This window comes from Hymenobacter segetis (assembly GCF_054776495.1).
On sequence record NZ_BAAHBV010000001.1, the window covers coordinates 149,674 to 173,174 of the forward strand.

Annotated in this window: 26 protein-coding genes; 18 read left to right on the plus strand and 8 right to left on the minus strand. The window is 63.0% G+C overall.

The window, feature by feature from the left end:
• Positions 1–6 precede the first annotated feature (6 nt).
• From ACYU70_RS00725 to ACYU70_RS00735, 3 genes are all read right to left on the minus strand, one after another.
• Positions 7–882 carry a DUF3822 family protein gene (locus ACYU70_RS00725; RefSeq protein ID WP_342296252.1) on the minus strand — a complete coding sequence of 292 codons (876 nt, stop codon included), beginning with the start codon at positions 880–882 and terminating at the stop codon, positions 7–9.
• A 128-nt stretch (positions 883–1,010) separates the two neighbouring features.
• Positions 1,011–1,514, minus strand: coding sequence for an NUDIX hydrolase (locus tag ACYU70_RS00730; protein WP_342296251.1), 504 nt, complete (start codon positions 1,512–1,514; stop codon positions 1,011–1,013).
• 126 nt (positions 1,515–1,640) lie between these two features.
• A complete protein-coding gene (locus ACYU70_RS00735) occupies positions 1,641–2,267 on the minus strand; it encodes a DUF4126 domain-containing protein (RefSeq protein ID WP_342296249.1) in 627 nt (208 codons plus the stop codon).
• Between the two features lie 70 nt (positions 2,268–2,337).
• Here ACYU70_RS00735 and ACYU70_RS00740 point away from each other — a divergent pair, with 70 nt between their 5' ends.
• From ACYU70_RS00740 to ACYU70_RS00760, 5 genes are all read left to right on the plus strand, one after another.
• The gene (locus ACYU70_RS00740) at positions 2,338–2,781 is read left to right on the plus strand and encodes a PaaI family thioesterase (protein ID WP_342296247.1); all 444 of its coding nucleotides are present in this window, start codon (positions 2,338–2,340) and stop codon (positions 2,779–2,781) included.
• A gap of 23 nt (positions 2,782–2,804) precedes the next feature.
• Positions 2,805–3,188, plus strand: a complete 384-nt coding sequence (locus ACYU70_RS00745; RefSeq protein WP_342296246.1) for a hypothetical protein — start codon at positions 2,805–2,807, stop codon at positions 3,186–3,188.
• A complete protein-coding gene (locus tag ACYU70_RS00750) occupies positions 3,188–4,618 on the plus strand; it encodes an ATP-dependent DNA helicase (RefSeq protein WP_342296245.1) in 1,431 nt (476 codons plus the stop codon). The genes ACYU70_RS00745 and ACYU70_RS00750 overlap by 1 nt, the downstream gene beginning before the upstream one ends.
• 111 nt (positions 4,619–4,729) lie before the next feature.
• The gene (locus ACYU70_RS00755; RefSeq protein ID WP_342296244.1) at positions 4,730–5,392 is read left to right on the plus strand and encodes a DUF4136 domain-containing protein; all 663 of its coding nucleotides are present in this window, start codon (positions 4,730–4,732) and stop codon (positions 5,390–5,392) included.
• 133 nt (positions 5,393–5,525) lie between these two features.
• Complete coding sequence (locus tag ACYU70_RS00760; protein WP_342296242.1) at positions 5,526–6,065, plus strand: DUF1573 domain-containing protein; 540 nt, start codon at positions 5,526–5,528, stop codon at positions 6,063–6,065.
• An 80-nt stretch (positions 6,066–6,145) separates the two neighbouring features.
• Here the strand turns inward: ACYU70_RS00760 and ACYU70_RS00765 are convergent, their stop codons facing one another.
• From ACYU70_RS00765 to ACYU70_RS00780, 4 genes are all read right to left on the minus strand, one after another.
• Positions 6,146–6,523, minus strand: coding sequence for a DUF423 domain-containing protein (locus tag ACYU70_RS00765; RefSeq protein WP_342296240.1), 378 nt, complete (start codon positions 6,521–6,523; stop codon positions 6,146–6,148).
• A 59-nt stretch (positions 6,524–6,582) separates the two neighbouring features.
• Positions 6,583–7,848 carry an aspartyl protease family protein gene (locus ACYU70_RS00770; RefSeq protein ID WP_342296238.1) on the minus strand — a complete coding sequence of 422 codons (1,266 nt, stop codon included), beginning with the start codon at positions 7,846–7,848 and terminating at the stop codon, positions 6,583–6,585.
• 107 nt (positions 7,849–7,955) lie between these two features.
• Positions 7,956–9,026, minus strand: coding sequence for an o-succinylbenzoate synthase (locus tag ACYU70_RS00775; RefSeq protein WP_342296237.1), 1,071 nt, complete (start codon positions 9,024–9,026; stop codon positions 7,956–7,958).
• Between the two features lie 50 nt (positions 9,027–9,076).
• On the minus strand, positions 9,077–9,340 hold the full coding sequence (locus ACYU70_RS00780; protein ID WP_342296236.1) for a KGG domain-containing protein: 264 nt from the start codon (positions 9,338–9,340) through the stop codon (positions 9,077–9,079).
• 276 nt (positions 9,341–9,616) lie between these two features.
• On the opposite strand from ACYU70_RS00780, the gene egtB reads away from it, so the two are divergent.
• From egtB to ACYU70_RS00810, 6 genes are all read left to right on the plus strand, one after another.
• Positions 9,617–10,981: an ergothioneine biosynthesis protein EgtB gene (gene egtB, locus ACYU70_RS00785; RefSeq protein WP_342296234.1), complete on the plus strand. Its 1,365-nt coding sequence runs from the start codon at positions 9,617–9,619 to the stop codon at positions 10,979–10,981.
• 38 nt (positions 10,982–11,019) lie between these two features.
• The gene (gene egtD / locus ACYU70_RS00790; protein WP_342296232.1) at positions 11,020–11,994 is read left to right on the plus strand and encodes an L-histidine N(alpha)-methyltransferase; all 975 of its coding nucleotides are present in this window, start codon (positions 11,020–11,022) and stop codon (positions 11,992–11,994) included.
• 164 nt (positions 11,995–12,158) lie between these two features.
• Positions 12,159–13,262 (plus strand): pyridoxal phosphate-dependent aminotransferase, encoded by a 1,104-nt coding sequence (locus ACYU70_RS00795; protein ID WP_342296231.1) that lies wholly within the window; start codon positions 12,159–12,161, stop codon positions 13,260–13,262.
• 152 nt (positions 13,263–13,414) lie between these two features.
• Positions 13,415–14,773, plus strand: a complete 1,359-nt coding sequence (locus tag ACYU70_RS00800; RefSeq protein WP_342296230.1) for an MATE family efflux transporter — start codon at positions 13,415–13,417, stop codon at positions 14,771–14,773.
• 85 nt (positions 14,774–14,858) lie between these two features.
• Positions 14,859–15,443 (plus strand): DUF922 domain-containing protein, encoded by a 585-nt coding sequence (locus tag ACYU70_RS00805; RefSeq protein ID WP_342296229.1) that lies wholly within the window; start codon positions 14,859–14,861, stop codon positions 15,441–15,443.
• Positions 15,444–15,599: 156 nt separating this feature from the next.
• The gene (locus ACYU70_RS00810) at positions 15,600–15,950 is read left to right on the plus strand and encodes a tRNA-binding protein (RefSeq protein ID WP_342296227.1); all 351 of its coding nucleotides are present in this window, start codon (positions 15,600–15,602) and stop codon (positions 15,948–15,950) included.
• Here the strand turns inward: ACYU70_RS00810 and ACYU70_RS00815 are convergent.
• Entirely contained in the window at positions 15,947–16,366 is a 420-nt protein-coding gene (locus ACYU70_RS00815; RefSeq protein ID WP_342296225.1) for a DUF4296 domain-containing protein, read from the minus strand. The genes ACYU70_RS00810 and ACYU70_RS00815 overlap by 4 nt on opposite strands.
• A 36-nt stretch (positions 16,367–16,402) precedes the next feature.
• On the opposite strand from ACYU70_RS00815, the gene ACYU70_RS00820 reads away from it, so the two are divergent.
• From ACYU70_RS00820 to ACYU70_RS00850, 7 genes are all read left to right on the plus strand, one after another.
• Entirely contained in the window at positions 16,403–17,305 is a 903-nt protein-coding gene (locus tag ACYU70_RS00820; protein WP_342296224.1) for a DUF58 domain-containing protein, read from the plus strand.
• On the plus strand, positions 17,298–18,230 hold the full coding sequence (locus ACYU70_RS00825; RefSeq protein ID WP_342296223.1) for a hypothetical protein: 933 nt from the start codon (positions 17,298–17,300) through the stop codon (positions 18,228–18,230). The genes ACYU70_RS00820 and ACYU70_RS00825 overlap by 8 nt, the downstream gene beginning before the upstream one ends.
• 79 nt (positions 18,231–18,309) lie before the next feature.
• Positions 18,310–19,332, plus strand: a complete 1,023-nt coding sequence (locus tag ACYU70_RS00830) for a VWA domain-containing protein (RefSeq protein ID WP_342296222.1) — start codon at positions 18,310–18,312, stop codon at positions 19,330–19,332.
• 160 nt (positions 19,333–19,492) lie between these two features.
• Entirely contained in the window at positions 19,493–20,161 is a 669-nt protein-coding gene (locus tag ACYU70_RS00835; protein WP_342296221.1) for a YggS family pyridoxal phosphate-dependent enzyme, read from the plus strand.
• A gap of 132 nt (positions 20,162–20,293) precedes the next feature.
• Positions 20,294–21,481: a lysophospholipid acyltransferase family protein gene (locus ACYU70_RS00840; RefSeq protein ID WP_342296220.1), complete on the plus strand. Its 1,188-nt coding sequence runs from the start codon at positions 20,294–20,296 to the stop codon at positions 21,479–21,481.
• A 62-nt stretch (positions 21,482–21,543) separates the two neighbouring features.
• Complete coding sequence (locus ACYU70_RS00845; RefSeq protein WP_342296219.1) at positions 21,544–22,518, plus strand: alpha/beta hydrolase; 975 nt, start codon at positions 21,544–21,546, stop codon at positions 22,516–22,518.
• 249 nt (positions 22,519–22,767) lie between these two features.
• The gene (locus ACYU70_RS00850) at positions 22,768–23,394 is read left to right on the plus strand and encodes a phasin family protein (RefSeq protein WP_342296217.1); all 627 of its coding nucleotides are present in this window, start codon (positions 22,768–22,770) and stop codon (positions 23,392–23,394) included.
• Positions 23,395–23,501: the final 107 nt, after the last annotated feature.

The following is a 23,501-nucleotide window of genomic DNA, read 5'->3' on the forward strand; positions in this document are numbered from 1 at the left end:
GCGCTATCAGGCAAAATGCAGGCTGAACAGGTCGAAATAGCGGTATTCAAACACGTCGTTGAGCCGGTAGCTATACTGTACGTTGCCGGGCCGGGTGCCGAAATGCACGTTACGCACATACGTGCGCAGCAGGCTGAACACAGCCGAATCAGGCGTGAGTTCGCCCCACACGGTCACATCGTCCTGGTCGGGGTCGAGGGCCAGCTCCTGCATCACGAGGATGGTGTAGTACACCACGTCTTCGGCGGTGGTGCAGGGGAATACGTTGCAGTATTCGAGGTGCTGGCCCAGCACTACGAGCGTCAGCTCCTGCGGGCCGGGGTTTAGGTATAGCCGGCGCGGAGATGCCGCGCCGCGCTGATGCACTAAGCCTGCAAGTAGCGCGCTGGTGTGGTGCAGCAGGCGGCCGGTGGCCCCGTACGTGGCCGTCAGCCATTCGGCCAGGGTAGCATCGGCGGCAAATACGTTCACCAGCTCCAGACCGGGGTGGGTGGTGTGGCGCACCACTTCGGTAGGGGTGGGGGTGTGGTGCAGGCGCAGGGTCGCGGCCTCGTCGCCGGCCCGGAAGAGCGGGGCTGGCAGCAGCGTGAAAGCCCGGCCCGTGACGGCCAGCCGCACCGCGTTCCAGCCCCGCAGGCCCAGGAAATCATGTTGAGTGGCCAGAGCTGGCACGCCGCCGAGGGGCAGCTGGTAATCTTCGAGCACTACGAATTTGCGCCGTTCCACGTCGGCTACGGCCACCTGCAGGCGGGCCGGGCTGGCCAGCAGGTACAAGTTGTAGGCCCCCAGATTGGCGGGGTCAAAGGTCTCATCGCGCAGGCGCAACAGGGGCGGCAACGCCGACGGCGACACGGAAGAAGCTGAAGAAGTAGGAGCAGGCACGAATCGAAGCTAAGCAGGCCAATGGCCGGGGCTAAAGATAAGGCCGCACTTGGAGAAGCCGCGAAAACCGGCAAGAGCCGGACCCGCTGATTACCGCCTCAATTCCGCCTTAGTTGCCAAGGGAGTAATCAGACGAACCGAACTTGGGGCACGAACAGGTCGTCGGGGCTGAGCACCATGCGCAGCAATGGGTGCACCTGCGCCGGGGGAAATTGCATCAGCTGTCGGGGCGTAAACCACTGTAGCTCCGTGAGAAGCTGGTGGTCGGCGGCGTGCTCGGGGTCGTGGCCGAGCTTGGGTTGGGCATCCGCATCGGCTACCACTTCAAAAAACAGCTCCAGGGCCTGCAGCTTATTGGTGCTGAATTCGTGCAGGTGCAGAAAGCGCCCCACCCGCACCGTCAGCCCGGTTTCTTCCCGAAATTCCCGTACCAGGGCTTCCTTCAGGCTTTCGCCAAACTGCCAGCCTCCACCCGGTGGCGACCAGAACGGCGCGTCCTTCGGCAGCAGGCCGCGGTGGGCCGCCAGCAGCATGCCGCCATCGCGCACCAGCAGCCCGCCAACCCGCACCCTTACTTTACCTGAATATGCCTGAAGCAAGGTGTCGGGGGAAATATTCGGCGAATCGGGCATAGCTCGGTGAGAAGGGTGAAAGACCGTCGGGTTATCAGGCGGCAGCCTTGTACGGCAAACGCCTTCAAAACGACATTGTTTCGCCATCGATAGCTGCCCCAAGGCAAATATTTGCTAACAAGTAGCTTATGTGCGCGTCTGGCGTTGGTTCTGCTCCAGCCGGCTCAGCGTCGCTGCGCGGCGGCGCATTCGCCAGCGCCGCAGCCGGGTCAGGATGAACACCAAGAGCAGCACCACCAGTCCCGCCGCCACCAGCGGCAGCAGCAGCGTAATGGCCACGCCGCCCACGGCCAGCGTGTTTTCGGCGGTGGCCAGCACGGGGTTGGCCAGGCCGCCGGTGGTGGCCGTGGATGTGCCCCGCAGCAGCGCGGTGCCGGTTTGCACCAAGCCGGCCGTGCCGCCGCCCACCAATATGCCCAGCGTCCAGCGCAGTGTGGGGTCGAGGTGGGGGAGAGCCGAGGTCATCAGAATGGTGCCGGCCACGAAGGAAGCTGGCGTGGTCAGCGTATCCAGCAGGTGGTCGACCAGCGGGATGTAGTAGCCCGCTACTTCCACCACCGTGGCCGTGGCCAGCGTGAGCAGCGCCGCCCAGGTGCCCAGCCAGGCAAAGCCCGCCGCCGGGGCGAGGTAGCCGGTGTGGTAGGCAATACTGGCCGCCAGCAGCGGCACAAATACCCGAAACCCGCTGCACGCCGCCAGCCCCAGGCCCAGCGCGCCCGCCACCAGAAACTGCATTGCCGGGACCTGTTCCATGACCATTGCGAAAGCTGAATTGTGCCGCCGAAAGATACGGGCGCGGGGCCTACCCCAGTATCTTTGATGAATGTCTTCAGAAAACCACGCTCCCGTTTCCGCTACCACCACCGACCTCGAAACCCGCATCCGCCGCAAGCTGCTGGGGCAGGGCTTCATGCATCTCATTGGGGCCGATTTGACGGTTATCACCCCCGGCCGCGTCGAGGCCGAGCTTATCTTGGAAAATCAGCACCTCCAGCAGCGCGGCTTCGCGCACGGTGGCCTCATTGCTACCTTGGCCGATTTGGTGGCCGGCTTCGCGGCCGTGACGCTGGTGCCGGATACTTTCGGCGTGGTCACCTCCGATTTGAAAATCTCCTACCTGCACCCCGGCGTGGGCCGCCAGCTCCGCGCCATCGGCTGGGTGCTGAAACCCGGCCGCCGCCTGCACTTCTGCGAGGCCGAGGTGTGGTGCGATGACCTGATGATTGCCAAAGCCAGCGCCACGATGGCGGTGATTGAACCGGTTTAGATTTGGGCTTTGTACTAAAAACAATGATGGAAGACACCGCTGCCTTTCAGGCTGAGGTAGAAACTTGGCTACATGAGATTTTGACGAGTGAAAAACCACTTGGTGGAATTTCTGCTTATCGTTTTGGGCTTGGTGAAGTAGAAGAGGGCTACGTTCTCTACTTGGCTGGTTCGAAATTCTATGATGAAGAAGATGACGAATGGGCCGCTAATCCTCCAGAATTTCTTGCTGCGAAAGAACTTATCATTTCAGGGGATGAAGAACGGGAATGGTACTGGATACTTCTGGAGGTTATTTATGTGCTAGGTAGAGTATTAAGGAAAATGCCAGTGCAAACCTCTTTTTTAGGAGGCACTATTCCTGTTTATACTGGCTTTGAAAGTGGTGATTTGTACCGAATAAAATAATGCTCTCCCTCCGCACGCCCTCCGTCCGCGACTACTTCCCCTACGAACCCACCGACGACCAGGCCCTGCTCTTCACGCAGCTTGATGCGTTTTTGCGCGACCAGCTGCCCGGGCGTAAGGTGTTTGTGCTGCGCGGCTACGCGGGCACCGGCAAAACCACCGTGGTGAGCGCCCTGGTGCAATGGCTGCACAAAATGCAGCGCAAATACACCCTGATGGCCCCCACCGGCCGCGCCGCCAAGGTGATGGCCGGCTACGCGGGCGTGGCCGCCAGCACCATCCACAAAAAGATTTACCGCCAAACCAGCGGTTCGCCCTCCGAGCGGCTCAACTTCCAGCGCCAGCCCAACCGCGCCGAGCAGACGCTCTACATCGTGGACGAGGCCTCAATGATTTCGGACGAGAAAGCCTTCGGCGAGAACGGCTTGCTGGACGATTTGATGGGTTTCGTGTTTGAGAAAACCAGCAACAAGCTCCTCGTTATCGGCGATACGGCGCAGCTGCCGCCGGTGGGCCAGCTCCTGAGCCCGGCCCTCGACCCGGAGCTGCTGGCCCATCGCTTTCGGGCCGAAGTGGGCAGCGTGGAGTTGCGCCAGGTGATGCGCCAGGCCCAACAGTCGGGTATTCTGGTGAATGCTACGGAATTGCGCGAGGAGCTGCGCGAGGAAGCACCCAACATCCAGCTGCACACCAAGGGCTTCCGCGATATTTTCAAGATGGGTGGCGACAAGCTGGAGGACGGCCTGCGCTGGGCCTACCGCCAGTACGGCCACGAAAACACCACCATTATCTGCCGCTCCAATCGCAACGCTAATCAGTATAACCAGCTCATCCGGCGGGCATTGTTTGATGCGGAGGAGGAGATTGAGGGCGGCGACTACTTGATGGTGGTGCGCAACAACTACTACTGGCTGCCGAAGGAGTCAGAAATAGGCTTTCTGGCCAATGGCGACTTCCTGGAAATCAGGAAGGTGATTCGGCGCGAGGAGGTGTATGGCTTCCATTTTGCCCAAGCGCTGGTGCGGCTCGTGGATTATCCCGACGAGCCCGAAATCGAAGTCAAGCTGCTGCTCGATACGCTGCACACCGAGAGTCCGGCGCTGCCTTCGGACCGCAACAATGCTCTGTATATGGCCGTGAGCGAGGATTATGCCCACCTCAAAACCAAGGCCGAGCGTTACAAGGAAATGCGCAAAGACCCCTACCTCAATGCCCTGCAAATCAAGTTCGCCTACGCCCTAACGTGCCACAAGGCGCAGGGCGGGCAGTGGCAGGCCGTGTTCGTCGACCACGGCTTTCTGAAGCCCGACGAGCCGTTGGCGGGCGAGTTTGCGCGCTGGCTCTACACGGCCATCACGCGGGCGTCGGAGCGGCTGTTTCTGCTCAATTTTCAGCAAAAGCTGATAAGCGACCCGGTGGAGGAGGAGTAGCGACGGCTAGGGATAATTTCGTTCGGGAGGGGGATTTGCTGATGAAAATATCTACCTTGCGGTGTTTATTTTTTCCACTTTTTTCTACAAACCCCCTTTCATTCATTTCCCATGAAACACTTCTCCCTGGCAGTGCTGTTTGTGCTGCTTGCAACCCTGCTGGCTCCGGCCCAAACCCGCGAAATCTACACCAACCCCAAATTCCGGGAGCTGGCCAAAGAGCACAAAACCCTGGCGGTGCTGCCCTTCCACACCACGCTGCAGCTGCGGCCCGCCGAAGTGAAGAAAAACGGCGGTGCCGAAGGCGTGCGGGCGCTGGAAGAGCGGGAGGGCCGGGGCGTGCAAAGCGCCCTGCAATCGTACTTTCTCAAGCAGAAATCCGACAAAGACATGGACGTTGACGTGCAGGACATTGCCCGGACCAACGCGCTGCTGGCCAAAAACGGCGTAACGACCGATAAGCTGGCCGCCATGACCATGGAGGAGCTCGCCCAGATGCTGGGCGTCGACGGCGTGATTTCGGGCACTTTCGAAAGCAGCCAGCCCATGTCGGGCGGGGCCGCGGTGGCCATGATGATGGTGGGCGGCTTTTCGGGCCCTACCAATACGGGCAAGCTGGCCATCAGCATCAACGACGGCAAGAGCGGCGAGCTGCTCTGGAAGTACGACAAAAGCCTTTCGCGCGGGTTCGGTTCCGATACTAACTCCATTATTACCACCATCATGCGCAAGGCTTCGCGGCAATTTCCGTACTCCAAAGAATTTAAAGGGTAGCCAATTGGTTAAAAGGTACTTCACCAAGTCTTCAGGCGGGGCTGGCTAGTTTGGTCAGAAATTTGTGAGTGCGCCCGAAAGCACTAAATTTGTTCATCCCTCAGCTCATCACCGTTTCTTCTTTTTGAATTTTATGAAAAAAACCCTGCTTCTCGCCCTGAGCCTGACCGCTGCCGCCTACTCCGCCCAGGCCCAGGCTCCGGCTGCCAAAGCCGCCACTACGGCCGGCCCCGCCATCACGTTTGAAGAAGTGAAGTACGACTTCGGCTCCGTGGTGCAGGGCGGTACCGTCGACCACACGTTCAAGTTCAAGAACACGGGCACGGCTCCCCTCGTCATCTCCAACATTGGCGTGAGCTGCGGCTGCACCACCCCGGAGTGGACCAAAGCCCCGATTGCTCCCGGCAAAACCGGTACCATTGCTGCCCACTTCAACTCGGCCGGCAAAATGGGCATGCAAAACAAAGTGCTGACCATTGAATCGAACGCCACCGCCGGCAGCACCACCGTTTCGCTGGTTGGCGAAGTGAAAGAGGCCACCACGGCCGCTGCCAGCGCTGCTCCCGCCGCCACCGAAACGATTTCGACCATGGCTGCTCCCGCTGTTAAGGACAACGGCAAGAAGGTGAAAGAAAAAGTAGGCGACACCAAGCTGAAAGCCAAAGTGAAATAAGCTTTCGCCGGAACTGAAAACACCATAAAAAAGGCCGCCTGCGCAAGCAGACGGCCTTTTTTGCGTCCTGAATAAATTGCTTACAGTTCGCGCACGGCCAAAATAAGGCTCACCCAGCCGGCCAGAAAAAGCAGCCCGCCCAAGGGGGCCACCGCGCCCAGCTTGGTTACGCCCGTGAAGCACAGGGCATAGAGCGAGCCGCTGAACACCACGATGCCGCCCAGCCAGAGCGCGCCCGTGGTGCCCAGGCTGCGCAGCTCGGGGCGGGTGGCCCAGAGCACGCCCACGGCCAGGGCCGCCAGGGCGTGGTAAAACTGGTAGCGCACGGCGGTTTCGAAGGTGTCGGCGCGGCCGGCCTTTACCAGCATATCGTGTAGCGCATGGGCCCCGAAGGCCCCGATGGCCACGCCCAGACCGCCAAAAATCGCGGCCAGCTGAATCAAAAGTCGAGCTGTCATAATGAAGAATAAAGGAGAATGGAAGCGCGAAGGTAGCCCCCGGCCCGCACCCCGAGGCATCAGATTTGACGCTTGAGGCGCAGGGTGGTGGTGTGGAGGTTGCCATCGGGCCGGCGCAGCACGAGCAGGAGCACGCGGCCGTCTTCGGAGTGCAGCATCCGGTCGAGCTGCGTCAATGAAAAAGTGTTGGCAGGTAAGAAATTGACACTGAGTAACTCCTCATTGGCTTCGATGCCGGCGGTGGCGGCCGGCGAGTCGGGCATGACCTGGAGTATCAGAAACCGGCGGTAGTCCTCGCCGGTAGCCAGCAGGTCAATGCCGGACATATCGTGCTCAAACGGCTCCCGGAATTTGGCGTTGGGGCGGAGCAGCAGCCGGCGGTGGGGGTAATCGATGACGAGGGCAAACCGTTTCAGCAACTCGTAGCCGATGTTGCCATTACGCGGCACGTCGATGCGCCGGTGGACATCGCTGGCATCGGGGAAGGAGGTGAGGACCGAGTGCAGGGTGTAGCGGCCCAGGTGCAGGGTGGGCACCCGCCCCAAAAAGCCCTGCACCGTGCCCGAAAGACCGCGGCCCAGGTCGGTGGGCAGGCGGCGGGCGGGGCCCGTCATGCGCGGGTCCGAGTCCAGCTCCAGCGACAGGGCGTGGCTGGCCCCGGTATCGAGCACCAGCTTGAGCGGCATCGTGAGCGTATCGTTGAGCTGCACGGGCACGGTGAAATACGCCTTGTTGTTTTCCAGCGAGAGCGGCAGGCTCGACCAGCGCTTGCCGCGGGGGGCGCGGTAAGTGGCCGGGTCGGTGAGCACCAGCGTGGTCGTTTCCGAATGAATGGCGACCACGAAACTGCGGAACAGCTCGGAGCCCAGAATGCCGCTGATGGGCACGCCCACGTAGCCCGAGAGGTTGAGCACGTCCTCCGACATCACCAGCCAGCTCATGCGGGGAGCCACCACACCGGGCAGCTCCACGCGCACGCTGTCGGTTTGGTAGGCCAGCAGGCCGGTATCGGTGCCGCCCATGCCCACTACCCGAAAATAGTCCTTCCGATGCAGGCGCAGTGAGTCGGCCAGCTGTGGCGAGGTAATGATGGACATGCCTACGCCGGAATCGAGCAGGAAATTGAAGGGGCCCGCCCCGTTCAGGCGCATCTTCACCACCAATAGGTTGCGCTGCACCTGGAAATCCAGCGTGGCCTGATGGTGCTTGCCTTTGGCAAACACAAACGGGCCAGGCGGCAGCGCGGGCTGGGCACAAACGGGCGAATGCAGCCCCCGGCAAAGGGCCCAGGCAACCAGCAGAAACACTACGTGCGGGCTACGCATAATCGGGACAACTCAAGCAGGCCGGTAAATAAAGCGAAAAGACGCGCCATTATTTACATAGGGTGCCAACTGTCATCGAATCTGCGGCATTGCCCATTCGTTCGCGCCTACCCGGGAGCCTCCCAGGTGCCCTCGGGCGCGTAGCGCAGTGCCCCGTCGCTGATGAGCAGTGGGGCCGTTAAGTTGTTGTGATAGAGCTGGCCCGTGCCTAGGCCCTGGGCAAAGCCGTGCACGTCGTACTCGCCCGTGAGCTGGGCCACGGCATTCAACCCAACATTAGATTCCAGGGCCGAAGTAATCCACCAGCCGATGCCGCGCGCCTCGGCCAGCGCAATCCACTGGCGGGTGGCGGCGTGGCCGCCCAGCAGCGTGGGCTTGAGCACGATGTAGGCCGGCCGCACCGCATCGAGGAGGGCGGCTTGCCGGGCCGGGTCGGTCACGCCAATCAGCTCCTCATCGAGGGCAATGGGGATGGGGGAGGTGCGGCACAGCTCGGCCAGAGCCACCGGCTGGCCTGCCGCAATGGGCTGCTCGATGGAATGGATAGCAAACGCCGCCAGCTGCGCCAGCTTGCCCAGGGCTTCAGCCGGCGCAAACGCGCCATTAGCATCCACGCGCAGCGTTAGCTGCTCGGGCGGCGCTACGGCCCTGATTTCGGCCAACAGGGCCAGCTCGGTGGCAAAATCCAGCCCCCCGATTTTGAGTTTCAGGCAGGAGTAACCAGCCGCCAGCTTTTGCTGAATTTGCTCCCGCATAAAGGCCGCGTCGCCCATCCACACCAGGCCATTGATGGGCAGCGCCGCCTCGCCCCGGCTGAAAGCATTATCGTAAAGCTGATGCCGCCCACCCCGGCCCAGGTCGAGCGCAGCGGTTTCGAGGGCAAACGTGAGTGCCGGCAACCCCGGACCCACAAACGCCGGGGCATCGGCTGCCGAAAAAGCAGTCAATGCCCCGGCGTTGAAGCGTTGGCACAAATTAGCAATGGCCCGGGGAAAATCGGGGCCATAATCGGGACTGAGGCCCGCTAGTGGGGCAGCCTCCCCGATGCCCTCCACTATAGGCAAGGCATCATCGACCAGGTGGAGGTACCAGGCCACATGTTCGGCCAGGGCTCCGCGCGACGTGCGGGCCGAAAAATTGAAGCGCAGCGCGCGGTGTGAAAAGCGGAGATGAAGCATGGCGCAAAGATGCGTGCCATGCCTCATCGGTGGGCCGTGGCGGCGGTACTTTACTTTACCTGGACGCTTTTGCCGCGCCGGCTTACGAGGCCACCCTTTCGGCCGGCATCCCGGGCCTCATCGGCCGAGAAGCGGTGGCCGCGGCCACTGGCGTGCGATGCTTTGCCACCCTCGCTGGCAATGCGGCGCTGGGTTTCAGGGCTCATGGCGGCGAAGCCGCGACGGCTCTTGGTGCCCACGCGGTTAGCAGGGCGGGTATTGCTTTTCAGTGCGGGAGCAGCGGTTAGCTCGGCAGTTAGGGCGGCGGTTTTCATATGATTAAGTAAAGAAGGTTTGGTATGTTGCAATGGTAGTGTGGATAACCAACATTACCTACCATTCTTACTCTTAATTGTTGCTTTTATTGCTAAAACAACGCGTAAATACCGCTTTTTACCTAGGGGCTTCTACGTATTTCTACCTGTTTCTACGTGTTTAATCGGGCCAAAACCGTCCCCGCCAGCTCCGGGATTTTGCCCTCGTCCCACAACCTACGAACTGCTAATCCGGTTAGTGATGCAGGCCCGATTATTTTTCACGGCTCTTTTGCTATGACTCCCGCTCCCGTTTCACCCGCCGCCCCCCGTGTAGCCCCGGTCTGGCTGGCCCGCTACCGCGCTGTGCGCGCCCAAAGCCAGGCCCTGTGCGCGCCCCTGCTGCCCGAAGACACCGTGGTGCAGCCCATGCTCGACGTGAGCCCACCCAAGTGGCACCTGGCCCACACCACCTGGTTCTGGGAAACCTTCCTGCTGACGGAGTACGCGCCCGGCTACCAACTGTTTCACCCGGACTACGCGTACCTGTTCAATTCCTACTACAACTCGCTGGGCTCGCGGGTGAACCGGGCCGACCGGGGCACGCTCTCGCGCCCGGCCCTGGCCGATGTGCTGGCCTACCGCGCCCACGTCGACGCCGCGCTGACCCAGCTCCTCACCGAGCGGCGCGACCTGCCCCCGGTCTTCTTCGAGCTGCTGGAGCTGGGCCTCCAGCACGAGCAGCAGCACCAGGAGCTGTTGGCCACCGACATCAAATACATCCTCAGCACCAGCCCGCTGGCCCCGGCTTACATCGGTGAGGAGTTAGCTGAGGTAAGAGTTAGCAGTGAAGAGTTAAGGGTTGATTCGGCTGATGCTCTTGCCCCAACTCTTAACTCTTCACTGCTAACTTCTAACTCAAAAGCAGCATCCTGGCTGCCCGTGCCCGGCGGCGTGCACCGGATTGGCTTTCAGGAAAGCGGCTTTTGCTTTGATAACGAGCTGGCGGCGCACGACGTGCTGCTGGCCCCCTTCGAGCTGCAAAACCGCCTGGTGACCAATGCCGAATTTCAGGCGTTCATCGAGGCCGGCGGCTACCGCGATTTCCGCTACTGGATGGGCGAAGGTTGGGATTTGGCGCAGGCGCAGGGCTGGGAAGCGCCCCTCTACTGGATGCGGCACGCCGATGGCTGGCACCGCTTCACGCACCACGGCCTGCAGGCGGTGCGGCCCGACGCGCCGGTCACCCACATCAGCTTTTACGAGGCCGATGCCTATGCCAACTGGGCGGGCGCACGCCTGCCCACCGAGGCCGAATGGGAAACTGCCGCCCGCCACTTCGGGGCCACCACCAGCGCCGGTACCTGGCTCGAAAGCAACCTCTTCGACCCGCAGCCCCTGCCTGCCGATGCCGACCCCGCGCAGTGCCACCAGCTGCTGGGCGACTGCTGGGAGTGGACCTACTCAGCCTACCACGCCTACCCCGGCTACGCCCGCGCCGCCGGCGCGCTGGGCGAATACAACGGCAAGTTTATGGTGAACCAACTGGTGCTGCGCGGCGGCTCCTGCGCCACGCCCGAAAACCACATTCGCGTCAGCTACCGCAATTTTTTCCACGCCGACAAGCGCTGGCAGTTCACGGGCATTCGCCTGGCGCGCTAAGCGGGCTGCCGCCTTTCTTTGTTTCTTCAGCTTATCCTATGCCCATTTCTTCTATTCTGAGCCCCACCGCAACCGAGCTGGCGCGGCACGTGGCCGACGGCCTGCACCGCACGCCCAAAGCCTTGTCGTCGATGTATTTCTACGATGACGCGGGCAGCCGCCTGTTTCAGCAAATCATGGATTTGCCGGAGTATTACCCTACGCGTGCCGAGTTTGCTATTTTCCGGGAGCACGGCGCGGCCATCGCGGCGGCCCTGAGCCCGGCGGGCGGCGGCGACTTCGCGCTGGTGGAGCTGGGCGCTGGCGACGGGGCCAAAACCAAGCTGCTGCTGCGCGAGCTACTAGCCGCCGGCACCCCGTTCACCTACGCCCCGGTGGATATCTCGGCGGGTGCCATGACGGGGCTGGTGGCCGCGCTCAAGCAGGAGTTGCCGGCGCTGAATGTGGCCCCGGTGGTGGAGGACTATGCCACGGCCCTCACGCAGCTGCGCACCCGGCCGGGCAGCAAAGCGGTGCTGTTTCTGGGCTCGAACATCGGCAACTTCGGCCCGGCCGAGCGGCTGGATTTTCTGCGCCAGCTGGCCGCGCCCCTGGCCCCGGCCGACCGCCTGCTCATCGGCTTCGATTTGCAGAAAGACCCGCGCCGCATCCGGGCGGCCTACGATGATGCCCAGGGCGTGACGGCCGCCTTCAACCTCAACCTGCTCACCCGCCTCAACCGCGAGTTGGGGGCTGATTTCGACCTCGCCCACTGGCAGCACTACACCGATTACAACCCCCTGAACGGGGCCGTGCGCTCCTTCCTAGTAAGCACCCGCGCCCAGCAGGTGCGCGTGGAGGCGCTGGATGAAACCTTCGATTTTGCGGCCTGGGAGGTCATTCATACCGAAAACTCCTACAAATTCACCCTGCCCCAGATTGAAGCCCTGGCCGCCGAAGCCGGTCTGCGCGTGGTTGAATATTTCACCGATGCGGCCACCGATTTTGCTGATGTGGTGCTGGCGGCGCGGTAGGGTTGCCAGTACCTCGCAGAAAGAAATTAACCTGTTCAGGCCGTCATGCTGAGCGCAGTCGAAGCATCTCTACTGAGAGAGTAATCCAATCGAAGCAACGAAGCGGTAGAGATGCTTCGACTGCGCTCAGCATGACCGGCGGTAACTCCAACAGAAAAATCCCCATGCTCAGCCTCGCCTCCGGCTACGGAAATTTTGCAGTCCCCGAAGTGGCCCTTGCCGCCGCCGATGAAGCCCTGTGCCCCGTCCGGCAGCACGGCCAGCCGCTGCCCGTGAGCCCCGTGGCCGGCCTGCCCGAGCTGCGCGAAGCCCTAGCCTACCGCTACCGCCAGCGCGGTGCCACCAGCGTCACGGCCGAGCAGGTGGTGGTGACGGCCGGCACCAAAGCCGGTCTGTTTGCCCTGCTCAGCGAAATGCTGCGGCCCGGCGACGACGTGCTGCTGCCCACGCCCAACTGGTTCGGCTTCTACGACCTGGTGCGGCGGGCGGGCGGCGCGCTGCGCCCCCTGCCGCTCAGCGCGGCCGATAATTATGCCCTCACGCCCGAAACGCTGCGGGCAGCCCTCACGCAGGCCACGCGGCTGCTCATCATCAGCAACCCCAATAACCCTACCGGCCGCGTGTATTCGCGGGCTGAGTGGACGGCAATAGTGGCCGTGACGGCCGAATTTCCGGACCTCTGGGTGCTCAGCGACGAGATTTACGAAGGCATTAGTTTCGGGGCGGAGCCGGTGCCTACGTTGCTGGCGCTGCCCGGCCCGCACGAGCGGCACGTGGTGGTGAGCGGCTTTTCGAAGTCGCTGGCGCTGGCGGGCTGGGGCGTAGGCTGCCTGGTGGCCCCGCCCGCGCTGGCGCAGGCGGTATCGGCGCGAATATTCAGCACCGGCCTGGCGGTGCCGGTGCCGGCCCAAATGGCCGCGCTGGCCGCCACGCAGCACGCCGAAGCCATTGGCGCAGCGCTGTGTGCGCAATTGCAGCCCACCCGGCAGCTGCTGCTCGATGGGTTGGCGGCCCTGCCCGGCGCGCGCGCCGTGGCCGCCCCCGAAGGCACCTACTACGTTTTCGCCGATTTCACCCGTTTCCTCGCGCCCGGCTTGCCGGCGCTGGAGGCCTCGGCCACGCTGGTGCGACAGCTGGCCGCAGCCGGCGTGGAAGTGGTGGACGGAGCCACCTGCGGCGCGCCCGGCTTCCTGCGCCTGTCTTACGCCGTGGCGGAGGCCGATTTGCGGCGGGCGCTGGCCATTATCGGGAGCGTGGTGGGTGTGTAGAGACGCGACTCTTCGCGTCTTGGCGTTGAATGACTCCCAAACGGCGCATACGCCGAGACGCGAAGAGTCGCGTCTCCACATCGGCCCGCAACATCGATGCAACCCCTTGCGAGCGGCCCGCCCGTACCTTTGCCGGGCTTTTTCAGGGAATTATGTTTAGTAATATTCGTCCTCATTTGCGGCCCACGCTGCTGCTGGCGTATCCGGTGGTGCTGTCGCAGCTGGGGCACATCATGGTGAGTTTTGTCGATTCGGTGCTGGTGGGGCGCACGGGCACCGTGCCGCTGGCCGCCGTAAGCCTGGGCGTGAACAGCACCAACGTCATCATGATTCTGGGCATTGGCCTGAGCATGGGCAGCGTGCCGCTGGTGGCCGCCGCCGACGGCCGCCGCGACCTGCCCGACCTAGCCCGCCTCCTGGTGTCGTCGGTGTGGCTGAGTGTGCTGGCCGGGCTGGCGCTGGCCGGGCTGGGCCAGCTGGTGCCGCCGCTCATGCACTACCTCGGCCAGGCCCCGGCCGTGGAGGCGCTGGCTGCGCCCTGGGTGCGGGTCATCAGCTGGTCGTTTTTGCCGCTGATGATTTTTCAGGGCTTCCGCGAGTTTGCTGAGGGGCTGGGGCTTACGCGGCAGGCTATGTGGCTCTCGGTGCTGGCCAACGTGCTGAACGCCGCCCTGTGCTACGCGCTGGTGTTCGGCCATTGGGGCGCACCCCAAATGGGCCTGATGGGCTCGGCCTGGGCCACGCTCATTGCCCGCACCCTCATGGCCGGCCTCATGGCGGCGTATGTGCTGCTGGCCCAGCGCCTGCATCAGTACCGCGCCGCCGTGCATAGCTGGCTGCCCGACTGGGCCACGCTGGCCCGGCTGTTCGATATCGGCGCGCCCATCGGCGTGCAGATGGCCTTTGAAGTGGGCGCTTTTGCTACGGCGGCCATTATGATTGGCTGGCTGGGTGCGGTGCCGCTGGCGGCGCATCAGGTGGCCATCAACCTGGCTTCGATAACCTACATGGCGGCCAGCGGCATTGCGGCGGCGGCCACCATCCGGGTGGGCAAGCTAATGGGCGGCGGCGATATGCCAGCGGCCCGGCAGGCCGGTTTCGCGGCGTATGTGCTGGGGTTTGGGTTTATGGCCACGATGGGGGCGCTGTTTATTGCCCTGCGGCATCAGGCCCCGCTGCTGTATAGCCACGATGCGGCCGTGGTGGCGCAGGCCGGCACGCTGCTGCTCATCGCGGCCTTGTTTCAGGTTTCTGATGGCTTGCAGGTGATGGGGCTGGGCGCACTGCGCGGGCTGGAAGATGTAAAAGTGCCTTCCGTGGTGGCCTTGCTGGCGTATTGGGCCGTGGCGCTGCCGTTGGGCTATTTCCTGGGTTTTCGGCTGCACTATGGCGCGCCGGGCGTGTGGACGGGGCTGCTGCTGGGGCTCACAATAGTTGCGGGCGTGCTCATCGTGCGCTTCCGCCGCGAGACTGCGCCGGGTTACATCGCTGAGCCGGTAGCTGTACCGTAGTGCGAACTACAACCTGCGCGCTACGGTTCGCGCTATGGCCGCCGGCAATTCGCGCCGGCTGCGGGCATCTTCTTATTTTGCACCCATGCTTTCTGTTCTAACTACGCTCTTAACGGCCGCCGCGCTGCTGCAAGGCCCGGCTGTGAAACTCCAATCTGCGGCCGCCCCTACGGCCAAACCCGCGCCCGCAGCACCCATCCCGTGGTCGGCCACGCGGCGGCTCACAATAGCCGACTTCCAGGGCCATCCCGGGCCTTCGGACCGGCTGGCCTCGTCCACGGCCAGCGACCTCAAGTCCAATGCGGCCTGCCGCGACTTCGTGTTCAGCGCCACCGTGACGGCCACGTTCGACCCCAATACGTCGTGGTTTCAAAACCCCAAGCTGGCTTCCGAAGCCCTGTTGCGCCACGAGCAGTTACACTTCGACATCACTGAAGCCTATGCCCGCCTTATGCGCCAGAAGCTGGCGGCCTTCGCGGCGAAGGCCGATTGCAACAAGCTCCAGCCGGCTTTCAACAACGTGACCAAAGCCGTGTACGCGGCCTGGGACAACGAGCAGAACCGCTACGACCAGGAAACCGGCCACGGCCTGAACGCCGTGCGCCAGGCCGCCTGGGAAAAGCAAACGCAGCTGAAACTGGAGCAGCTGAAGATGTTTGCGGTGCAGTAGGGGCGGGGATGATGCAATTGTTGAAAAGAACGGTCATGCTGAGCGCAGCCGAAGCATCTCTACCGCGAGAGTAATCCAATCGATAGGATTTACTTGCGCGGTAGAGATGCTTCGACTGCGCTCAGCATGACGTTCTGGTTTATTTATTCCCAGCCCATGAATTTCCCAACTACCCCCATCACCTGGGCCGACTTTGAGCGTGTGGACCTGCGCGTGGGCACTATCCAAGAGGCGCGGACCTTCCCAGAGGCGCGGCGGCCGGCGTATCAGCTGCTCATTGATTTTGGGCCGGAAATCGGCCTCAAGAAGTCCAGCGCCCAAATCACGCACCACTACACGCCGGCGGAGCTGGTGGGCCGTCAGGTGCTGGCCGTGGTCAACTTCCCGCCCAAGCAGATTGGAAAATTCCGCTCCGAAGTGCTGGTAACCGGCTTTGCCGATGCCGACGGGCACATTGTGCTGGCCGCCGTGGCCGGTGCGGTGCCCAATGGGCAGCGGCTGGTTTAGTTGGTTTTGGGGGGCGGGCCCCACTGGTCGGCGGCGGGCTGGTTGGCTTTGGCGGGGTTGAGCCGGGCCTCCCGATGGGTCAGCGTGTCGATAACGCCGACGTAGATTTCGTTCAAATCCTTGTTGTGGATGCCGTAGTAGCGGTAGCTGCGCTGAAAAGCCGAGTCGGTGACTTCGTGCTTCCAATACAGGTTTTTCTGCTGGGCCAGGAACAGCGCCCGGCTCGAATCGGGCGAGAGGCGGCTGCTTTCCACCTGGGCTTCGAGCTGGTGCAGGTCGGCCAGCATCTGGGCCATTTTCTCCCGGGGTACCAGGTCGAGTGGCTTGGGGGCTTCTTCAGGGCGCTGGCAGGCGGGCAAGGCGAGCAGGAGGGGGGCCAGCACCAAGCCCAGGCAGCAGCGGCAGAATGATTTCACACCACAAAGTTAGTCCCGCGCCGTAGCTTCGCCGCCATGAACCCCTCCGTGCCCTCGGCCCTCACCGACCTGGTGCGCCGCCTGCGCCACCTCGAAATCCGCATTCGCAAGGCGGTGGAGGCCCAGCTACAGGGCGATTTTCACTCCGTATTCAAAGGCACGGGCCTCGAATTCGACGATGTGCGCCTCTACCAATACGGCGACGAGGTGCGCGCCATCGACTGGAACGTGAGCAGCAAGGGCCACGGCACCTTCGTGAAAACTTACAAGGAGGAAAAGGAGCAGCAGGTGCTGGTGCTGCTCGACGTGAGCGGCTCGCTGGACGTGGGCGACGGCCAGCGCCGCAAGCTGGACGTGGCCCGCGACATCGCGGGTCTGCTGGCCCTCTCGGCCGCGCGGCAGGGCTCGGCGCTGGGCTTGTTTGCGTTTTCAGACCAAAAGGAGCTGTATCTGCCGCCCGGCAAGGGGCCGCGGGCAGCGTATGCGCTCATTAGCCGGCTGTTTGGGCTGGTGCCGGTTTCGTCCCGCACGGGGGTGGGAGCGGGCATCCGGCAGGCGCTGGGGCTGCTCAAGCGCCGCAGCCTGGTGGTGCTGGTGTCCGATTTTATCGACGGCAACTACGAGCGCGAGCTCACCATGCTGGCCCAGCGCCACGACCTGATTGTGGTGCAGCTCCAGGCCCCGCGCGAGCGCACGTTTCCGGCCCTGGGCATCGTCCCCCTGCGCGACGCCGAAACCGGCCAGGTGCGCTGGGTGAATACCTCCAGCCCCGATTTCCGCAACCGCATGGAAGCCACCGCCGAGCGCCAGGAAGCTGAACTGGTGAACATCTGCCGCCGCCACCGCACCGGTTTCCTGGCCCTGAGCACGGAGGGCGATTTTGTGCCGCAGCTCGTGAATCTGTTTCGTCACCGTCGTCAATCGGGCCGCAATGGGTAAGCTAATAGGGCATTTTGAGGGATGGAAGCGTGTGATGCTCAGCCTGATTTTTAGCTTGCTGTCGGGCATTACTGCTTTGGGTCAGAACCCGCCACCCATCCCGCAGGGCCGCTTTCTGAAGCAAACTACCCTGGTGGGCGAGCCGCTCGACTACGAGCTGCGCTACGAGCACGCCCCCGATTTGGAGGTGGTTTTCCCCGATTCGCTGGCCAAATTTGCGCCGTTCGAGTACGCGGGCAAGACCTTTTACCCCACCCGCACCCGGAACGGCATCAGCCTCGACCGCGCCGTGTACCACCTGCGCACCTTCCGGCTCGATTCGGTGCAGACCTTGGCCCTGCCGGTGGCTGTGCTGCAAGGCCCCGATACGCTGAGCATCCTGCCGCTGCCCAGCCGGGTGCGCCTGCTGCGCACGGCCGCGCCGCTGCGCAGGGCCGCCCAATTGCCGGCCCTGCGCCAAAACCTGGTGCTGGTGCCCGTCGAGCCCATTTTTAACTATCCCTACTGGCTGGCCGGGGCGCTGGCCGTGCTGCTGCTGCTGGCGGGCGGCGCGGCGCTGTTTCGGCGGGGGCTGGTGCGGCGCTATTCGGCCTACAAGCGGCGCAAAAACCACGGTTATTTCCTGGCGCAGTTCGCGCGGCACGTCGAGCGGTTCGAGCTTTCGCGCTCGGCTACCAACGTGGAACGGGCCGTGGTGCTCTGGAAAAACTACCTCGCCGGCCTCGAAAACAGCGGCCTGAACTCCTTCACGACCCGCGAAATTGTGGCGTATTTCGAGAATGACTCCGACGTGCGAAAGGCGCTGAATGCGACCGATAAGGTGATTTACGGCAACGTGCAAACCGAGGAAGCGGCCGAGGTTGACCGCGCCTTCCAGCGCCTGCGGGGCTTTGCCGAGCGGCGCTACGCGTCGGTGACGGAGTAGCGCGGACTTTTAGTCCCCGAGTCCAACCATTCTGCAAATCCCGGGCGCGGACTAAAAGTCCGCGCTACTTTCGCCCCGCTTGAACGACTTTTTCAACCTCCTCCGCTACACCACGCTGGCCGGCTACCAGTGGCAGCAGCCGCGCCTGTTGCTGCTCATCGCGGCCGTGCCGCTGCTATTTGTCCTGCGCTGGGTGCTGGCCCGGCGGCGGGCGCAGGTGGCGGTGGCCTTCGCGCCCGGCCCCGTGCGGCGCGACTGGTCGGCGGTGCTGCGCTTCATGCCCGATGTGGTGCTGGGCCTCGCCCTCAGCTTCGCCATTGTGGCCCTGGCCCGCCCCCAGCGCACCGACGAGCGCGTGGAGCAGTTCGGCCGGGGCATCGACCTGGTGCTGGCCCTCGACGTGTCGGGCTCGATGGAAATCGAAGACCTGCGCCCCAACCGCCTCGAAGCCGCCAAGCGCATTGCCACTGATTTCCTGCAATCCCGCGCTGGTGACCGCCTCGCCCTGGTAGCCTTCGCCGGCGAAGCCTACTCGCTGGCCCCCCTCACCACCGACTACGACCTGCTGCGCGAAGACCTCGCCGGCCTGCGCGTGGGCATGATTAAGGAAGACGGCACTGCCATTGGCAGCGCCTTGGGCGTAGCCACCAATCGCCTGCGCGAGTCCACGGCCAAGTCGCGGGTCTGCATCCTGCTCTCCGATGGCGAGAACAACGCCGGCAGTCTCGACCCGCTGCTGGCCGCGCAGCTAGCCCACGCCTTCGGCATCCGCATCTACACCATCGGGCTGGGCAAGGATGGTTTCGTGCCCTACGGCCAGGATTCGCTCGGCCGCACCCGCTACGTAAACACCCGCCTCGACGAAACCACTATGCGCCAGCTCGCCGCCGCCGCCGATGGCCGCTTCTTCCGCGCCACCGATACGGGGGCATTGCGCGAAGTTTTCGCCCAAATCAACCGCCTCGAAAAGTCCGAAATCAAGCAGCTCCGCTTTCGCAATACCAAGGATTTCTACCGGCCGTACCTGTGGCTCAGCATCGGGCTCTGGCTGCTGTGGCTGGTCCTGAAAAGCACGTTTCTGAGCAACCCGCTGGAGGATTAGCGGGGTTATGGGTTATTGGTAATTGTGAAGGACGTCATGCTGAGCGCAGTCGAAGCATCTCTACCGCTCAAGTAATCAATACCATTTACAACGAAGCGGTAGAGATGCTTCGACTGCGCTCAGCATGACGTTCTATTCAAGCTCGTTCAAACAAACACCCATGTCCATCGCCGATAACATCCACCGCATCAACGCCGAGCTGGCCGGCACGGCCGCCCGCCTCTGCGTCGTCACCAAAACCCACCCCGTCGAGCTACTACAGGAGGCCTACGCCGCCGGAGCCCGCTGTTTCGGCGAGAACCGGCCCCAGGAGATGGCCGCCAAGCACCCCCAGCTGCCGCCCGATGTGGAGTGGCACCTCATCGGCCAACTCCAAACCAACAAAGTGAAGCTGCTGGCCCCCTTCGTGCACACCATCCAAAGCATCGACAGCCTGAAACTGCTGCGCGAAATCGACAAGCACGCCGCCGCGAACAACCGCGTCATCAACGGCCTGCTGCAATTCCACATCGCCCAGGAAGAAACCAAATCGGGCCTTTCGCTGGCCGAAGCCGAAGAAATCCTGACCTCGCCGGAGCTCCCGCAGCTCACCCACGTGCGCCTCACTGGCGTGATGGGCGTAGCCACCTTCACCCATGATGAGAACCAGCTGCGGCAGGAGTTCCAAACGCTGCATAGCTACTTCGACCACCTCAAAGCCACCTATTTCGCCGAATCCCCAGCCTTTGCCGACATCTCAATGGGCATGAGTGGCGACTATAAACTGGCCGTGGCCGAGGGCAGCACGCTGGTGCGGGTGGGCAGCGCCATTTTCGGCAGCAGGGGATAGGGCCTTTCGCGCACTGCGACCCTCTGCGTAAACCACTGCGCCCACTGCGGGAACAGACGCCAGAACAACCCACCAAGCGCGGCGCTGGAAATTCTTCTATCTTCCGTCCCTAGTCCGCCGCAAATTCCCACTATGCCCGCCACCACTGCGTCCTCGCCGCCCCCACCGGCCATTGTGGCCAACCAGCACATCTACGACGACTATTTCGAGGAGGAATTCACCCGCACGGTGGACGAAAACATCCTCCAGCTGCTCGACCGCGTGTGGTTTCGCTCCGAGCTGGTGGGCTTCGAGAATTTCCCGCAGCGTAACAACCCCGACCGGCCCCTGATTTTCGCCAGCAACCACTCCGGCATGGCCTTCCCCTGGGATGCCATCGTGGCGCTGTCGCACCTGTTCCGCTACCTGCCCCGGCACGAGAATATGAGCGACCTGCCGCGCCCGCTCTCGGCCCCGCTGCTCTCGCAAACGGCCCTGATGAACCCCTATCTGGTCAGAGACTTCTGGAAAAAATGCGGCTGCGTGGATGCCACGACGCTGAATTTCGAAACCATGATGTACTACCAGGACCACAACCTGATGCTCTACCCCGAGGGTGTGCCCGGCATCGGCAAAGGGTTCAACCGCAAGTACCAGCTCCAGCGCTTGGCCACCAGCATGGTGCGCCTGGCCCTGCAGCACGGCACCGACATCGTGCCCTTCTACACCATCAACGCCGAATACCTCAACCCCTACGCCTACAGCTGGGACGGCATTAACAACCTCACCAAGAAAATCGGTATCCCCTTCCTGCCCCTCACGCTGCTGCTTTTGCTGGTCCTGGTTCAGCCCTGGGCCTTTTACCTGGCTTTCCCGGCCAAGCTCGTCTTTGTGATGGGCACCCGCATCCGCCCCTCCGACCTCACCACCAAAACCGTGGATGAGCTGAGCCGCGAAGAATACCTGGCCCTCAGCGAGCAAATCCGCCAGCAGATGCAGGCCGAAATGGACGCCGCCGTGCTCGCCCACGGCCAAAAGCCCTACCGCTGGGCCGAGCTCTGGCAGCGCATCAAGGAAAACCGCCGGTTCTTCCCGTTTTTCCTGCCCTTCGCCTGGCCCGCCATGTTCACCGAGTTCGAGCGCCTCTACGTGAAGGAGGGCCGCCGCAATTTTCGCATGCAGCTCGACAAGCCCGGCGCGTGGCTGCGCATGCTCTGGCGCAACCCCATAACCCTGGCCTATTTCATCCCGTTGTTAGGCTGGATTCCGCTGGCAATCAAAGGCTACAAAGGCAATAAGCTGGGGCAAAAGCAGAAGGCTTACCGTAGCAGCCAGAAGTAGGGCGGGGCAAGCCCCGCACCCTACAACGCGCTCCCACACCCTCCCTCCCAAAATCCCACCCAATGCCCTCGTTTCAACACCTGCTGCTCAAGCAGTTTCTCACGGCGGCGGCCGCCCCGCTGGCCCGTCGCAAGCCCAGTGTAGGGGCCATGCGCCTGGCCATGGAGGCCGGCTCCCTCTTCCAATTCATGCCTTGGAAGGTGAATCTGGAAAGCTTCAAGCTCGATAACCGCCTCGAAGCCGAGTGGCTGCGGCCCCGCGCCGCCCACCCCACGCGGGTGCTGCTCTACCTGCACGGTGGCGGCTACGTGCTCGGCTCGCTCAACACGCACCGCAGCCTGGTGGGTAGCCTGGCCCAGCGCACGGGCCTCAACGTGCTCACCATCAACTACCGCAAAGCGCCCGACCACCCGTTCCCCGCCGCGCTCGATGATGCAAAGCGGGCCTACCGCTGGCTGCTGCGCCACGGCCACCAGCCCCACGACATTGTGGTAGGCGGCGACTCAGCTGGCGGCGGCCTCGCCCTTGCCTTACTGCTGGCCCTGCGCGATGCCGGCGAAGCCCTGCCCGCCGCCGGCATCGGCCTCTCGCCCTGGACCGACCTGAACCTGCCCATCACCGCCCTGCGCCGCGTGGCCCGCGAAGAAGGCCTCCTGCTCGAAGCCCTGCAAATGCGCACCTGGGGGCCGCTCTACGCCCACAAAACGCCCCTCACGCACCCGTTGCTCTCGCCCGCGCAAGCCGACTTACACGGCCTGCCGCCACTGCTCATCCAGATTTCCACCGCCGAAGTGCTGTATAATGACGTGGTGAAATTCACCCGCAAAGCCCGCGCCGCCGGCGTGCCTGTCACGCTGCAACCATTTGAAGGACTGGTGCATTGGTGGCACCTGTTCTGGCGCGTGGTGCCCGAAGCCCGGCAGGCGCTCGACCAGGTCGCGGCCTTCCTGACTGAGATATGGGCGCAGCCAATTGCCGCCCCCGTGCGCCTGCCGCAGGCCGAACGGCGCATGCCCGTGCGCCGTCGCGCCGCATAAGCTGTCGCTGAATGCGTTGCGGAGGATAGAGGCCGGTATCAAATATCCAGGAAATCGAAAAAATAAATTCTCTTTTTGATGATTTTAGGCCACTTTTGGAGAAATCCGGCGTACACGGCTCAACTATGTTAGCGAGTGTTCGTAGGTTTGCATCGAATTTAGTCGGCTTGCATACTACTTTGGTATGGCAATGGGCTTTAATACAGTAAGTTCCCTTTTTTTCTTTCACCCCAACCCGTTTCCTGCACCATGGAAGATTTGTTTAAAAAGTTCGTAAATGCTGGCGTCGGCTACATCGCCCAGGGCAGCAAGTCGGTTCAAAGCACCATCGATAAGTTGGTGAAGGACAATAAAATGACCCAGGCCGAGGGCAAGAAAATTGTGGACGAGCTGCTGAAAAGCGGCGAAACCAAGCGTGCCGAGCTCGAAAAGCAGTTCCAGGGCATTGTGGAGCGTGCGAAAAGCACCGTGGGCCTGAGCGATGCCAAGCCCGCCAAAGGCAAAGCCGCCGCCAAAAAGCCCGCCCCCAAAGCCGCCGCTAAGCCCGCCGCGAAAGCCGCCAGCGTAGTAAGCGCCGCCAAAACCACCGCCAACCAAGCCGCCAGCCGCGCCGCCGGTGCTGTGAAAAACGTGGCCGACCGCGTGAGCGCTGCTGCCAGCACCGCACAGAAATCCACTGCTGCTACGGCCGCCGCCGCTGCCAAACCGGCCGCTAAGCCCGCCGCCAAAGCCGCCGCCGCAACGGCTGCCAAACCTGCTGCAAAAGCCCCCGCCGCGAAAGCTGCCGCCAAACCGGCCGCCAAGCCCGCTGCTAAACCGGCCGCAAAGCCAGCGGCGAAGCCTGCTGCTTCGGCTGGCAGCGAAGGCAACGCGTAAGCGGCTTCCTGTTATCAAGGAAAAACCCCGTTTGCCTGGCGCAGACGGGGTTTTTTAGCGTAAAAAATTGACTCTAAAATGAGTCTGGCGGGCACGGTAGCCGGCCA

Excerpts from the sequence above, each read along its gene's own strand:
- ACYU70_RS00730 (WP_342296251.1), bottom strand. The coding sequence starts at position 1,514 with ATGCCCGATTCGCCGAATATTTCCCCCGACACCTTGCTTCAGGCATAT.
- ACYU70_RS00735 (WP_342296249.1), bottom strand. The coding sequence starts at position 2,267 with ATGGAACAGGTCCCGGCAATGCAGTTTCTGGTGGCGGGCGCGCTGGGC.
- ACYU70_RS00740 (WP_342296247.1), top strand. The coding sequence starts at position 2,338 with ATGTCTTCAGAAAACCACGCTCCCGTTTCCGCTACCACCACCGACCTC.
- ACYU70_RS00745 (WP_342296246.1), top strand. The coding sequence starts at position 2,805 with ATGATGGAAGACACCGCTGCCTTTCAGGCTGAGGTAGAAACTTGGCTA.
- ACYU70_RS00750 (WP_342296245.1), top strand. The coding sequence starts at position 3,188 with ATGCTCTCCCTCCGCACGCCCTCCGTCCGCGACTACTTCCCCTACGAA.
- ACYU70_RS00755 (WP_342296244.1), top strand. The coding sequence starts at position 4,730 with ATGAAACACTTCTCCCTGGCAGTGCTGTTTGTGCTGCTTGCAACCCTG.
- ACYU70_RS00760 (WP_342296242.1), top strand. The coding sequence starts at position 5,526 with ATGAAAAAAACCCTGCTTCTCGCCCTGAGCCTGACCGCTGCCGCCTAC.
- ACYU70_RS00765 (WP_342296240.1), bottom strand. The coding sequence starts at position 6,523 with ATGACAGCTCGACTTTTGATTCAGCTGGCCGCGATTTTTGGCGGTCTG.
- ACYU70_RS00770 (WP_342296238.1), bottom strand. The coding sequence starts at position 7,848 with ATGCGTAGCCCGCACGTAGTGTTTCTGCTGGTTGCCTGGGCCCTTTGC.
- ACYU70_RS00775 (WP_342296237.1), bottom strand. The coding sequence starts at position 9,026 with ATGCTTCATCTCCGCTTTTCACACCGCGCGCTGCGCTTCAATTTTTCG.
- ACYU70_RS00780 (WP_342296236.1), bottom strand. The coding sequence starts at position 9,340 with ATGAAAACCGCCGCCCTAACTGCCGAGCTAACCGCTGCTCCCGCACTG.
- egtB (WP_342296234.1), top strand. The coding sequence starts at position 9,617 with ATGACTCCCGCTCCCGTTTCACCCGCCGCCCCCCGTGTAGCCCCGGTC.
- egtD (WP_342296232.1), top strand. The coding sequence starts at position 11,020 with ATGCCCATTTCTTCTATTCTGAGCCCCACCGCAACCGAGCTGGCGCGG.
- ACYU70_RS00795 (WP_342296231.1), top strand. The coding sequence starts at position 12,159 with ATGCTCAGCCTCGCCTCCGGCTACGGAAATTTTGCAGTCCCCGAAGTG.
- ACYU70_RS00800 (WP_342296230.1), top strand. The coding sequence starts at position 13,415 with ATGTTTAGTAATATTCGTCCTCATTTGCGGCCCACGCTGCTGCTGGCG.
- ACYU70_RS00805 (WP_342296229.1), top strand. The coding sequence starts at position 14,859 with ATGCTTTCTGTTCTAACTACGCTCTTAACGGCCGCCGCGCTGCTGCAA.
- ACYU70_RS00810 (WP_342296227.1), top strand. The coding sequence starts at position 15,600 with ATGAATTTCCCAACTACCCCCATCACCTGGGCCGACTTTGAGCGTGTG.
- ACYU70_RS00820 (WP_342296224.1), top strand. The coding sequence starts at position 16,403 with ATGAACCCCTCCGTGCCCTCGGCCCTCACCGACCTGGTGCGCCGCCTG.
- ACYU70_RS00825 (WP_342296223.1), top strand. The coding sequence starts at position 17,298 with ATGGGTAAGCTAATAGGGCATTTTGAGGGATGGAAGCGTGTGATGCTC.
- ACYU70_RS00835 (WP_342296221.1), top strand. The coding sequence starts at position 19,493 with ATGTCCATCGCCGATAACATCCACCGCATCAACGCCGAGCTGGCCGGC.
- ACYU70_RS00840 (WP_342296220.1), top strand. The coding sequence starts at position 20,294 with ATGCCCGCCACCACTGCGTCCTCGCCGCCCCCACCGGCCATTGTGGCC.
- ACYU70_RS00845 (WP_342296219.1), top strand. The coding sequence starts at position 21,544 with ATGCCCTCGTTTCAACACCTGCTGCTCAAGCAGTTTCTCACGGCGGCG.
- ACYU70_RS00850 (WP_342296217.1), top strand. The coding sequence starts at position 22,768 with ATGGAAGATTTGTTTAAAAAGTTCGTAAATGCTGGCGTCGGCTACATC.